Genomic DNA, 13,308 nt, shown 5'->3' on the forward strand with positions numbered 1-13,308 from the left:
CGCGCGGAGCTTATCCCGTACCGAGTGTGCCGACGTGAACATCGTCGGGCGCGGATGGCGGCCAGGGGATCGGGTGCACACCGGCGCGACCCCACAGGGCGTTCCAGCCGCCGCCGGGCAACCAGGATGCCGGGACGCGCAGACCGGTGTCGGCGACGTGCGCCCAGAACAGTTCGGCGCTCGCGCCCAGCGCGACGGCCGTCGGCCAGCCGCGCTGCCAGGGGCCCGCCGGATCGTCGAGGGTGGTCGCGGGAAAGCCCGGCACGGTGACCTTTCCGGGTGCGGCGACCGCGATGGTCCGGCACTCGGGCGGGGTGGTGGTGAGCGCGAGTATCAACGGGCACAGGAATTCGGCGCGCGGATCACGGATCAGCGCGCGGGCGAAGACCGGATCGTCCGCGCGGGCCAGGGCGTACAACGCCGCGCGCAGACGCAGCGCGACCAGCTCGATCGAGCGGGCGGTCCCGATGTCGGGATCGCGGACCAGCCGGCGCAGGGCCTTCGACGGCAGCGCGGTGTCGTCGGAGAGCCGGCGCACCCGGGGGTGACGAGCGATCAGATCCGGATCGAGTCGCTCGACCGCGCGGGTGAGCGGGCGTGCGCCCGACGCCGCCCAGAGCTGCGGCAGCGTGAGGAGTCCGCCGGACAGCGCCGTTCGGACGTGCCCGGCGAGTCGCTCGGGGTTCGCCCGGCGCAGGACTGTCAGCGCCTTGCCTGCCGCCTCGGCGTCGAACCCCGGTTCCCGCCGCCCCGCGGACGCGCGGGTCACGGTCCCCCGCCGCGTGTCCGTCGCCGCGGACACCGGTCGGCGGTGTTCGACCGGTGCCGGCGGATTGTTCTGTCCGCCAGCCCTTTTCGAGCCGATCGACACTCCCGTCCCGGCGACGGGCGCGTCCGCGAGGGCGATGAACACCGCGCGGGCGGCGGCGACGTCTCGCACCGGCTCGCACACCACGGCGCGCAGCGCGGGGCCGAGTTCGCGCACCGCGTCCGGGGCCGAGCGGCGCGGGCGCACACCCGATTCCGGGGCCGGCGTCTCCGGTTCGGTGTCGGGTTCCACACGGCGCAACTCCCGTACGAGGCGTTCCAGCGCGGTCTTCAGCACCGGGTCCGGGTCGTCGTTGAATCTGCCTTTGACCTCGCTGATCCACCAGCCGTACCCGGTGGACCGGAGCTCGGCGTTGACCAGAATGGTGTCCTGCGCGTCGCGCAGGGCGAGTAGCACGCTGCGCCCGGCCATCGCCTCGTCCCGATAGGGGTATCCCGCAATACAATTGCCCATGTAGTCCGACCATTCGGCCAGTCGCCCGGTATCGCGCGCGACCTGGACGCGGGCATCGGTGCCCGGCAGCCGCTGCCCGTCGAGGTCGAGAATCGTTTCCGGAACCTCGAATTCACCGCCGAGCGCCGCCGCGACCGCACCGCCGGTCATCAGCCCCGCGCACAGACTCGCCCAGTCGGGGCAGCGCGCGGGCGGCGTCGCGCCCAGCGCGACGAGTTGCGCCGCGCCCGCGACCGCGAGCGGGATCGAATCGAGCCGCGGGGTCAGCGGCTCGGGCCGTTCCGCGGCCGGGTCCGGGTCGAAGTGCGGGACACAGCCGTAGCCGGTCCGGATCTCGGCGGCCCGGTGGCCGCGCAGGCTCACGACGGTGTCGGCGAGTTCGCCGTACCACAGCAGATCCGAGGCGTGCTCGCGCGCGGCGGGGTCCTGTTCGAGCCGCCGCGCCAACGGCGTTTCGGCGAAGCCCGCCACATAGGGATTCATGTCCCAGGTCGCCGGGGCACGGGTGCCGACGTAGCCGACGGCGGCGCGCCACTCGCGCAGCGCCGGCGAATCCCAGTGGCTGCCGGGCAGCAGCTCGGTCATCTCGCGCAGCGTGAGCTGGAACGCCTGCTCGACGACGGTGGCGTACGCGAGCGCGGTCGCGGTGCGCACGCGCACGAATTTCTCGAACGCCCGGTTCATCGGCTGCTGCTGTCGCAACCAGGAATCGATGTCGCGCACATGGCAGATGGGGCGGGCGGGCAGCGGGCACTCCGCGGGCGCGTCGCGCCGCGCGGACTTGACATCGTGCCGGCCGACCAGGGCCGACGCCGCCGCGAGTTGCGGGCGCAACGCAGTGACGCCCGCGACCGCACCGTGCTCGTGCACGGCCACCGCGAGGCGCACCAGGACCGTGGCGGCGACGGCGTCCTGAATCAGCCGCTCCAGCACCGGTTTCCACACCTCGGCGAAGACGGGGACGCGGCGAATCGCGGTCAGCAGCGCCAGCGGATCGGTCGGGTCGAGCCCCAGCGCGGCCACCGTCAGATCGGCGTCGTACTGCCGCCGGCGCCGATACAGGCTTTCGGCCCGGCTCATGTCCTGGGCGCGAATCCGGCTCTCGGCCAGCGCGAGCGTCGCCTGCCGCGCGCCGACCCGATCCCACAGATCCCGGAGCAGTGCCCGTCTGCGCTGCCGCGGGTAGCGGTTCAGCACCGGCGTCAGATTCGCGGCCAAGGCCGAGGGGGCGCCGGCCGGAATCGGATCGGTGCCCGCCGGCGCGGGCCAGCCCAGCACCTCGGCCACCTGTTCGGGCCCGAGGAGTTCGGCCGCGGCCGAGGCGAGCGTCAGCGCGGCCCAGCGCTGTTCGCGAATCGCCTGTTCGGCGGCGGCGCCGACCGGCTTGGTGGCGCTCACCCCGAACAGCGCGACCAGGGTGCTCGCCCGCGCGCCCAGCCGGCCGGCGCCCTCGATCCCGAGGACGCGCAGCGCGGCCAGCACCGCGTCCCGGCGATCGCCGGTGGCCCCGGCCAGTCGAGCCGAGACGAAGCCGTCGCCGAGGTCGATCCCGGCCCCGGCGATCACCGGGCCGCCCGCGGCCATCCACCGCGCCAGGGTGTTCCGGGCCGCGGCGACCCGCTCGGGTGCGCTGTCGCGATCGCCGAGGACGACCGCCGCGCCGACCCGAAGGTCGTGTGCGCGGGGATCCACCGGTTCCCCGGTCTCGGCCGACCAGGCCCCCAGTGTTCTGTCCGCGACGACACCCCAGGCCAAACGAACCGCCAAACCGAAACTCCCACCGCCGCTTTCCGCGCGGGCATCGGGTCGATGCGCGCGGCGGCCAACCATACGAGTCACCGCCGGCCTCGGCAATCGAATTCTCACCCCGCGCGCCGCGCTCGCGAGACGTAGTGTGCCGTCAGGTTTCCCGCCGGTTCACCGGCGGTGAAATCGCGGATTCCCGATCGCGAGAAATGGCGTGCACCGATGCGAAATAGCGCAGTCCACCTGCGAAATCCAACCGCCCGGAATGCGATCGACACAACCGAATGCCTCCCGTACCATCGCCGTACGGGGAGTAGGGGCCGGTCGAACGGGGGCACGGTGTGAGAGGTCGTCTGTCGGCGACAATCCGCGACGGGGTGGGGTGGCTGCGGCGTTTCGCGCGTACCGCGCCGGGCGCCATGGGCGCGGTCGTGGTGGGTCTGGTGATCGTGTGCCTGGTTTCCGGGCTGGTGTCGGCGAATGAGCTCGATGACAAACGAACTCGCCGCGACACGGTGTTGCAGCACACCGAACCGCTGGCGAATGCCGCCCAGCGCCTGTATGTCGCGCTCTCCGCGGCGGACGCGGCCGCGTCGGCCGCATTCCTGTCCGGCGGAATCGAATCCACCGAGGTGCGCGCCCGCTACCGGCAGGCGCTGGCCGACGCCGCCGCCGCGCTGGCCGAGGCCACTACGGGCGCCTCGGACGCGCAGACCCGCGAGATCGTGGCGCGCATCGCCGTCGACCTGCCCGCCTACACCGGGCTGGTGGAAGCCGCGCGAGCCAACAATCGCCAGAATTTGCCGGTAGGTTCGGCCTACCTGCGCCAGGCGTCCGCGCTCATGCAGGACACCCTGCTGAGCAAGGCCGAGGAACTCGAGCGCACCCGGCTCGCGGCGCTGCACGAACAGCAGCGTGTCATTTCCGGTCCGCCGCTGATCGGTGTCGTGCTGCTCGTACTGCTGCTGCTCGGCTGCGCGCTGGGTTCGCGAGAGCTGCTGCGGCACACCAATCGCCGGGTGAATCTCGGCGTCCTGGCCGCCGCGGGGGCGGGCGTGCTGACACTGCTCTGGATCGCGGGAACGACGATCGCGGCCACCACCGCCGTCGACCGCGGCGAGCACGGCGCCACCGCACGCTTCGAAACCCTGGCCAAGACAAGGATTCTCGCCCAGCAGGCCCGCACCGAGGAGACGCTGCTGCTGGTCACCCGCGGTGACGTCGACGCCAGCGAGGCCCGCTACACCGAGATCAGCACCGCCCTGCGCGAGAGTCTGTTCTCGGTGGTGAGCGCCGATTCGCCCGCCGCACAGGCGTTCTCCAGCTGGCAGGACAGCCATCGCGCCCAGATCGTGTCCTATCGGGGCAACGAGTACGGCGCGGCGGTGCAGCGATCCATCGGCGCGGGCGACGATTCGGCGGCCGCGCGTTTCGCCGCTCTCGACGAGGCGCTGCGCACCGATCTCGAGCAGACCCGCGAGCGGGTGCGCGACGGGGTGGACGCGGCGGGCGACGCGTTGTTGCTGGCTCCGCAGGGCGCCCTGCTCCTGCTGTTCGGGGCGGCCGCCGCGGTCGCGCTCGGGGTCTGGCCACGGTTGAAGGAGTTCCTGTGAGCAGTCGGCACGCACGAATTCGGCTGGCCCTGCTGGCCGTTGCCGCCATGCTCGCCGCGGGCTGCGGCGGCGACGCGCCCGATGCACCGATCATGGTCGTGGACCCGGGCAACGGTCTGCCCCCGGGCGCCGCCGAGATCACGACCGCCCCGCAACCCCAGCCGCAGACCTGCGATCCCACCGCGAGCCTGCGTCCGGTCAATCAGCCGCGGTCCGGGGCCATGCCCGCCGGATCGACCATGGCCGCGATCGTGGCCAACGGGAAAGTGCGGGTGGGCGTCGACCAGAACCTCTTCCTTTTCGGATTCCGCAACCCGGCCACCAATCAGCTCGACGGATTCGATATCGGGATCGCCAAAGAGATCGCGAAGGATCTGTTCGGAGATCCCGATCGGGTCGAACTGCGCCCCATCGATACCGCCAATCGGGTGTCCGCGCTGCGCGACAACGAGGTCGATCTGGTGGTGCAGACTTTCTCCGCCACCTGTGAGCGCCGCCGTGAGATCGAGTTCTCCACCATCTATTTCACGACCCAGCAGAAGATTCTCACCACCAAAGGCAACGGCATCGAATCCGCCGCCGATCTGAAGGGCCGCCGAATCTGCGCGCTGCAAGGAACCACCACCCTCGAGGCGATATTCGCCCTGAAGGACCGGCCCACGGTGATCGGGATGAACAATTGGCTCGACTGCCTGACCGCGTTGCAGCAGGGCCAGGTCGACGCCCTGAGCACCGATATGCCCATCCTGGCGGGATTGCGGGTGCAGGATCCGAATCTGCACATCGTGGGCGAGCCGATCGCCGTCGACGATTACGCGGTCGGCGTGCCGAAGCAGGCCACCGATATGGTGCGTTTCGTCAACGGCGTGCTCGAGCGAATTCGCACCGACGGCACCTGGGCCGGGCTCTATCAGAAGTATCTGGTAACCGAGCTCGGCGCCTCGCCCGGCCCGCCCGCACCCCGATACCTCGACTGACGGCCATGACGGGGACATCGGGCCGCGCGCTGACCACCGCCGAGATCGACCGCGACATCGGCAGGCGCGCAGGCGAAATCGACGCCATCGCCACCACCCTGGTGGAAGTGGACAGCCATTCCGGCCTGCACCTGGTGCGCCGCTGCCCGCCCACCGGCCGCACCGCCGAACGCTGGGCTCCGGCCCACACCGCGCTCGACCGGCTGTGGGTGGACTTCGGGCACCTGCGCGATCTGCTCGACCGGGTGCGCACCGCGCGTGCCAAGCGCCGGCTCGAGCCCCGGGACCGCGCCGAACTCACCCGGCTGCTGCGCGGGCAGCCCGTGGAACTGGCGCGCGTGGCGATTCCGCTGGCGCGGCGCACACTCGACGGTCCGGCCGAACACCTGGAGCACGCGGGCTTCCGGGAGCTGGTGGACCGGATGCGCGCCGAATTCCCCGGCGTCGTCGAGGTGCTCGACGCGATCGAGGCCGCACACCGGCGGGCCGTGGACCGGATGGCACCGGTGCGGGCCGAGCTCACCGCCGCGGCGGCGCTGCCCGAATCGCGGTCCCTCACCGCCGATCTCGCCGCCCTCGCCGCGCGCGCCGACACCGACCCGCTGTCCCTGACCAGGTCCGAACTCGACGCCGGGCTGGGCGAGATCACCACCCGGCTGGCCGATCTCACCGCGCGCCTGGCCGAACTCGAGGCCGTCACCCGTGACCGGGGCGAGGCGATCGCCCGCCTGCGGGCGCGGATGGACACCCTGCGCGACACCCGGGCGCGCGCCGAGCTCGCCCGCGTCGCGGTGGAGCGGACCATTCTGACCGGCCCGCTCCCCCGCCACCCCGACGACAGCGGCCCGCTCGGCGCCGAACTCGACACGCTCGCAGCCGATTCGGCCGCGCCCGCCGATCGACTGCTCGACCTGCGGCGGCGCCTGACCGCGGCCATCGCCGCGGCCGCCGAGTCCGAGGAGGTCGCGCTCGGCCTGCTGGACCGGCGGTCCGAACTGCGCGGCAGACTGACCGCCTACCGGGCCAAGGCGGCCCGGCTCGGCGTCGGCGAGGACCGCGAGGTCCTGGCCACCGACCGCATCGCCACCGGTCTGCTCAGCCGCAAACCCTGCGACCTGACCGCCTGCACGCGCGCCGTCGCGGACTATCGCCAACTCATCGCGCAGAAATCCGGGAGACGACCGTGAAGTGCACCGAACCGGACTGCACCGGAACCGTTGGGACGGACGGCTACTGCGATGTCTGCGGATTCGCGCCCGCGCCGCAGCCGACCGCCGCGCCCACGACGGTCGCGCCCGCCGCCGTGCAGCACAGCGGCACGCTGGGCCCCGCCTCCGGCCAGTTCTCCGCGGGCAGCACCGTCTGGTCCGCGAGCCATTCGGTGCGCACCGGCAGTTCACGCTCGGGCCAGGCCGGGCGGGGCAGGCTGGGCGCGGGCATGGTCAAGATCCCGCCGGTCGCGCCCATCGATCCCGCCTCCGCCGTGCTGGCCGACCCGATGGTGCCCGAGAACCAGCGCTACTGCGGGCACTGCGATCAGCCGGTGGGGCGCAGCCGCGGCGACAAGCCCGGCCGCGCCGAGGGTTTCTGCGGCAACTGCGGCACCCGATTCTCGTTCACGCCCAAGCTGGTTCGCGGTGAGCTGCTCGCCAACCAGTACGAGGTGCTCGGCCCGCTCGCGCACGGCGGCCTGGGCTGGATCTACCTGGCCATCGACCACAAACTCGACTTCCGGCCGGTGGTGCTCAAGGGCCTGCTCAACACCGGGGACGCCGACGCCATGCGCGCGGCGGTGGCCGAGCGCCGCTTCCTGTCCCGGGTCAAACACCCGAACGTGGTGTCGATCCACAACTTCACCGAGGAGATCGGCGCGGACGGGGTACCGGTCGGGTACATCGTCATGGATTACGTCGGCGGCACCTCGCTCAAGGAGCTGCTCCGGCGCAGGCGTGCGACCGACGGCACGTATCTGCCACCGGCCCAGGCCATCGCGTACGTCCTCGAGATGCTGCCCGCGCTGGGCTATCTGCACTCGCGCGGGCTGGCCTACTGTGATTTCAAGCCGGACAACGTGATGCAGGCCGAGGAGCAGTTGATCCTGATCGACCTCGGCGCGGTGATCAGCATGAACGACGAGTCCGGCCCCATCTACGGCACCCCGGGCTATCAGGCGCCCGAGCTCGCGCACACCGGGCCGACGATCGCCTCGGAGTGCTACACGGTGGGCCGCACCCTGGCGGTGCTGCTCATGCGAATCCCGCAGGTCGACGGCAAACTCGGACCGCTGCCGACCCCGGACGCCGAACCCCTGCTGGCCCGGCACGATTCGCTGCACCGCTTCCTGCTGCGCGCGACCCACGACGATCCGGCGGCCCGCTTCGGCTCGATGGAGGAGATGGCGGACCAGCTCACCGGCGTACTGCGCGAAGTGCTCGCCGCCGAGGACGGTCAGGCCCGGCCCGGGCTGTCGGCGTGCTTCGGGCCGCCGCGCGCGGTCTTCGGCATCGGGGACGCGCTGGCCGATGATCCCGCGGCCATCATCGCCGCGCTGCCGGTCCCGCTGGTCGATCCCGCCGACAGCGGCGCGGCCCTGCTCGCCAGTTCCACCGCGATTCGGCCCGACGAGCTCGAACGCGAGCTCACCGCGGGTTTGAAGGCGGTCATCACCGGTAAAGACGAATCGGTGGAAATTCCGCTTCGATTGCTGCGCGCCGCACTCGAATTCGGCGACATCGCCGAGGCCGACCGCCGCCTGACCGAGCTGGACGACTCGTTCGCCGGTGACTGGCGCCCCACCTGGTATCGCAGTCAACTGCTCCTGCTACGACGGGAATGGTCCGCGGCCGCCGGGGAACTCGACGCGCTGTACACCGCGCTGCCCGGCGAGCCCGCGCCCAAGCTCGCGCTCGCGGTCACCGCCGAGCTGATGGCGCGCCACGGCAACGGCGCGGATCCCGAACCGGCCCTGCGCCGTTCGGCGCAGTACTACGAGATGGTCTGGCGCACCGACCGTTCCTACGCCAGCGCCGCCTTCGGCGCGGCCCGCCTGCGCCGCTCGGTGCCCGACCGCCCGGGCGCGGTCGCGGTCCTCGATCAGGTGGACCGGGCCTCGGCGGTGCACACCGAGGCCGGGGTGACCGCGGTCGACATCCTGCTGGCCGTCGACCGCCCGGGTGAGCTCACCGAAGCCCTGCTGCGCGATGCCGGGGCCCGGATCGAACACCTCACCCTGGACTCCAAACGTCGTGCCGCACAGGCACGTATGCGGGTACTGGACGCGGCGCTGCAATGGCTGCGCCTGGGCCGGGTACCCGTCGATCCCGCGCCGCTGCTGGGGGTGACCCTCGATCAGCAGGGCGTGCGGACCGGACTGGAACGCTGCTACCGGGAGCTGGCCCGGGAGACCGACGATATGTGGGAGCGCATCGCCCTCGTGGAACAAGCCAACACCGTCCGCCCCAGGACGACACTGTGAACGCCCGCTGCGGAGCCTGCGGAGCGTTCGCCGCCGAAACGGACCGCTTCTGCGAGGAGTGCGGCCGTGAACTCGTACCGCAGCGCGTGGCGCTGCCGCCCGGCGGCGGTGTGTTCGCGCCCGCCGCGGTCACCCTGCCCGCCGGTGATCCCGCGCTCGCTCCGGCGCCGCTGACCGGGACCACCGTCACCTTCGCCGACACCGCGCCCGGCCCCTGTGACGGGTGCGGCGGAGTCGATTTCGACGCCGACGGTTTCTGCGCGGGCTGCGGTCAGCGCCCGCGCGAACGGGACCGCTTCGAAGCCGATCTCGGAATCACCTGCGTGGTCACCGATCGCGGGCACAGTCACGCGCACAACGAGGACGCCGTCGCGGCCGCGCGCCTGACCGACGCCGGCGGCGCGGCGGGCGTGGTGATCGCGGTCTGCGACGGGGTGTCGAGTTCGGAGGATCCGCAGGCGGCCTCGGGCGCCGCGGTGCGCGCCGGGGTCGAGGCCACCCTCGCGGCGCTGTCGGCCGCGTGCCCCGCCGAGGAGGCGGTGCTGGCCGGGCTCACCGCCGCCGGACAAGCGGTGCACGACATCGGCACCCCCGACGGCCGCTCGCCGTCCTGCACCTACGTCTCGGCGCTGGTGCTGTTCGACGACACCGGGGGCGCGCGCGTCACCATCGCCAATGTCGGTGACAGCCGGGCCTATTGGCTCCGGCCCGAACCCACCGGGTCCCTGCGGCTGACCCTGGACGATTCCCTCGCGCAGGAGTTGATCAACTCCGGGGCCATGGACGAGGACGCCGCCATGAGCGCCCCGCACGCCCACGTGCTGACCCGCTGGCTCGGCGCGGACAACGACCGGCACAGCTGGTCCCCCGACTGCGTGCGCACCACCCACATCGCCGAGCCCGGCGTGCTGCTGCTGTGCAGTGACGGTCTCTGGAACTACCTGCCCGAACCGGCGGATCTGGCGCGCATCGCCACCGCCGGCGCGCCGGTCCCCGCGTCCCGGGCGCTGGTCGACTACGCGCTGCAGGCCGGTGGCAAGGACAACATCACCGTCGCACTGGTCCCCGTTCCGTTCTCCGAGCGAGTAGGAGATGCACCATGAGTTCTGCCGAGAAACCCGGTCTTTCGGTCTTCATCGATCAGAACGAGTATCTGGCCGAGGGCGTGCGCACCGTCGACGCCATCATCAGCGTCGAGACCACCGACGATCTCGTGGTGGCCGCCCCCGCGCAGGAGCGCGTGGAGATCCTGATCATCGACTGCTCGGGGTCCATGGCCGGGGCGGACAAGTTCCCCGGCGCCCGCCGCGCCACGCTGGCCGCGCTGGACGTGCTGCCCGACGGCTGCCGGTTCGCCATCGTCGAGGGCACCGACAAGGCCGAGGTGGTGTTCCCGCGCGACGGCGCGACCGCGGTGGCCGACCGCGAGACCCGGCAAGCCGCGCGGCTGGCGCTGGACAAGCTGCGTCCGCACGGCGGCACCGCGATGGGCACCTGGCTCGGGTTGTCGCGCATGATCGCCCAGCGGCATCCCGCCGCGATGGTGCACGCCATCCTGCTCACCGACGGCCGCAACGAGCACGAGACCTCCGAGCGGCTGGCGACCGAGATCCGCGCGTCCCAGGGCCTGTTCACCTGCGACTGCCGCGGCGTCGGAACCGATTGGGAGCCCGCCGAACTGGAGGCCATCGCCGCGGCGCTGCACGGGACGGTCGACATCGTCAAGACCCCCGATCTGCTCGCCGCCGATTTCGCCGCGATGATGCATTCATCACTGGCCAAGGCGATTCCGGAGCTGACCCTGCGGGTCTGGACGCCGGTGGGCGCGCGCGTCAAACTGCTCAAGCAGGTGGATCCGACGCTGGAGGACCTGACCGGCCGCCGCACCGAACCGGCCGCGCAGATCGGGGAGTATCCGCTGGGTCCGTGGGGCGCGGAGGAGCGCGGGTACCACGTTCAGCTCGAACTCGAGCCCGCCCCCGCCGGACGCGAGAAGCTCGCCGCCCGAGTCAGTGTCGTCGCCGACGGCGAGGTGATCGGCCAGGGGCTGGTGAAGGCGGTGTGGACCACCGACACCGATCTGTCCGCGCGGATCAGCCGCCGCCTGGCCCACTACACCGGGCAGGCCGAACTGGCGCAGGCCGTCCAGGAGGGCCTGGCGGCGCGCAAGCGGGGCGATATCGCCGCCGCCACCGCGAAATTGCAGCGCGCGGTCGAGCTGGCGCGCGAGTCCGGCAACGAGAACACCGCCAAACTGCTCGCGGCGGTGGTCGAGGTGGAGGAGAGCACCGGCACCGTCCGGTTGCGCGCGAGCGTCGACGCCGCCGACGAGATGGCGCTGAACGTGCGGTCCCGCAAGACCGTTCGCGTGCGCGGGGAGGCGGACGCGTGATGCCGAGGTGTCCCGAGGGCCACGAGTCCACCGCCACCGACTACTGCGACTACTGCGGTTCGCCCATGGTGGGCGAACCGCAGGCGACCACCCTGCAGGTCACCCAGTGCCCGGGCTGCGGCGCGCTCATGGAGGGCCGCTACTGCGAGGACTGCGGCCACGATTCGGTGCTCGGCGCGCCGGAGCCGGTCGCGGCGCCGACGGTGACCGATGCCCCCGCGGTGCCGACCACCGTGTCGGACGCGACGGCAGCGACCTGGGTGGCCACCATCACCGCCGATCCCGCGCATTTTCAGCGCATGCGCGCCCAGAAGGGCCCGGACATGGATCGCGTGGACTTCCCCGCCTACTATCCGGCGCGCCGAATTCCGTTGCCGGAGGGCGACGTTCTCATCGGCAAGCGCAGCTCCTCGCAGGGGGTGAATCCGGAGATCGACCTGTCCATCGCCCCCGCCGATATCGCGGTGTCGCGCTCGCACGCCATACTGCGCCTGGCGGACGCGACGGTGACGGTCACCGATCTGGGCTCGACCAACGGCACCTGCGTCAACGACAGCCCGACGCCGATCCCGGTCCGGACGCCCGTGCCGCTGCGCCCGGGCGATCGCATCCACGTCGGCGGCTGGACCACGATCACCCTCACGACCGAAACGGCCTGATCACCGCACTCGGACCGGATTCCCGGCGGCGGGAATCCGCCGAATCCGCCATGCTGGTCCAGCGTCCAAGTTAGGCTCCCGGCTCGAATACGCACGCTCGCGTGCGAAGCTCGCAGACCGAGGGACCCGAATGAAGCTGACTCGCCGAGAGTTCGTCCGTGCCACCGTGGCCGCCGCCGCGGGCGCCGCCGCCACCGGACTCGCCGCGCCGGGCGCCCTGGCCACGCCGCTGCGCCGGACCCTCGGCGCGCCCCGGACCTGGATGTCCGGTCTGGCGGACAGCACCTCGCTGCTGCGGCTGACCATTCCCGGCACCCACGACTCGGTGTGCGTCGATCCGGCGAACGGCACCGAGTGGTCGCACACCCAGAACTGGGACCTGGCCGAGCAATTCGACCGGGGCATCCGCTTCCTCGACATCCGCTGCAACGGCCTGCAGGACCACATGGACGATTCGTTCGGCGTCTATCACGGCCCCGCCTATCAGGACATCACCTTCGACGGCGTCCTGAATCGCTGCCGTACCTTCCTGACCGGCAGCCCCGACGAGGTGCTCGTCATGCGGGTCAAGAAGGAGGATGGCACGAAGAACGACGTCGGCGCGGATTTCGCCCGCATCTTCGACGGCTACCTCGACACCAAGGGCTACCGCCCGCTGTTCTGGATCGGCGACCGCATCCCCACCCTGGGCGAGGCGCGCGGCCGCATCGTGCTGATCACCCAGTTCGCCAATTCCCTGCCCGCCCTGCGCTGGCCGTCCGGTGACAACGGCACGTTCACCGACAGCCGCTTCCACCTTCAGGATCGGTACAAGGGCAAGGGCCTGATGGGCCTGGACACCGCCTCGGCGGGCGGCTCGGCCGGCGGTTCGGCGAGCGGTTCCGGGGACACGGCCTCCTCCGGCGGCAACAAGTTCGACGACGTGCGAGCCTGTTTCGACAGGGCCGCCGCCGATCCGGACAACACCCTGCAGTACATCAACTTCCTGAGCTACGCCGACAACGCCTGGCCCAAGGACAACGCCAAGGCCATCCTGCCCAAGGTGGAGCAGTACCTCACCGAGAACCGCTCCCGCCCGGCCCACTACGGCATCGTCGCGATGGACTTCCCCGACCTGTTCCCGAACATCGTGGATCTGCTGCTGGAGAAGAACTTCACCTGAGG

9 protein-coding genes are annotated in these 13,308 nt (G+C 71.8%); 8 read left to right on the forward strand and 1 reads right to left on the reverse strand.

The genetic code is table 11. The annotated features are described in order from the left end of the window. Nucleotides 1-10: 10 nt before the first annotated feature. The gene (locus tag ACWDOP_RS13895) at nucleotides 11-3,049 is read right to left on the reverse strand and encodes a hypothetical protein (protein ID WP_456345349.1); all 3,039 of its coding nucleotides are present in this window, start codon (nucleotides 3,047-3,049) and stop codon (nucleotides 11-13) included. 320 nt (nucleotides 3,050-3,369) lie between these two features. Between ACWDOP_RS13895 and ACWDOP_RS13900 the strand changes: the two genes are divergently transcribed. The 8 genes from ACWDOP_RS13900 (at nucleotide 3,370) to ACWDOP_RS13935 (ending at nucleotide 13,306) form a co-directional block, all read left to right on the forward strand. Beyond that, the gene (locus tag ACWDOP_RS13900; RefSeq protein ID WP_456345350.1) at nucleotides 3,370-4,641 is read left to right on the forward strand and encodes a hypothetical protein; all 1,272 of its coding nucleotides are present in this window, start codon (nucleotides 3,370-3,372) and stop codon (nucleotides 4,639-4,641) included. Further along, the gene (locus ACWDOP_RS13905) at nucleotides 4,638-5,618 is read left to right on the forward strand and encodes a glutamate ABC transporter substrate-binding protein (RefSeq protein ID WP_456345351.1); all 981 of its coding nucleotides are present in this window, start codon (nucleotides 4,638-4,640) and stop codon (nucleotides 5,616-5,618) included. The genes ACWDOP_RS13900 and ACWDOP_RS13905 overlap by 4 nt, the downstream gene beginning before the upstream one ends. 5 nt (nucleotides 5,619-5,623) lie before the next feature. Then, nucleotides 5,624-6,805 carry a hypothetical protein gene (locus ACWDOP_RS13910; protein WP_456345352.1) on the forward strand — a complete coding sequence of 394 codons (1,182 nt, stop codon included), beginning with the start codon at nucleotides 5,624-5,626 and terminating at the stop codon, nucleotides 6,803-6,805. After that, nucleotides 6,802-9,093, forward strand: coding sequence for a tetratricopeptide repeat protein (locus ACWDOP_RS13915; RefSeq protein ID WP_456345353.1), 2,292 nt, complete (start codon nucleotides 6,802-6,804; stop codon nucleotides 9,091-9,093). Before ACWDOP_RS13910 ends, ACWDOP_RS13915 begins: the two co-directional genes overlap by 4 nt. Next, on the forward strand, nucleotides 9,090-10,196 hold the full coding sequence (locus ACWDOP_RS13920) for a PP2C family protein-serine/threonine phosphatase (protein WP_456345354.1): 1,107 nt from the start codon (nucleotides 9,090-9,092) through the stop codon (nucleotides 10,194-10,196). The genes ACWDOP_RS13915 and ACWDOP_RS13920 overlap by 4 nt, the downstream gene beginning before the upstream one ends. Next, entirely contained in the window at nucleotides 10,193-11,485 is a 1,293-nt protein-coding gene (locus ACWDOP_RS13925; protein ID WP_456345355.1) for a VWA domain-containing protein, read from the forward strand. The genes ACWDOP_RS13920 and ACWDOP_RS13925 overlap by 4 nt, the downstream gene beginning before the upstream one ends. Next, nucleotides 11,485-12,144, forward strand: coding sequence for an FHA domain-containing protein (locus tag ACWDOP_RS13930; RefSeq protein WP_456345356.1), 660 nt, complete (start codon nucleotides 11,485-11,487; stop codon nucleotides 12,142-12,144). Before ACWDOP_RS13925 ends, ACWDOP_RS13930 begins: the two co-directional genes overlap by 1 nt. Before the next feature lie 130 nt (nucleotides 12,145-12,274). Next, nucleotides 12,275-13,306, forward strand: coding sequence for a phosphatidylinositol-specific phospholipase C (locus tag ACWDOP_RS13935; protein WP_456345357.1), 1,032 nt, complete (start codon nucleotides 12,275-12,277; stop codon nucleotides 13,304-13,306). Nucleotides 13,307-13,308 lie beyond the last annotated feature (2 nt).

The sequence above is a fragment of the Nocardia sp. NPDC003693 genome (assembly GCF_053981095.1).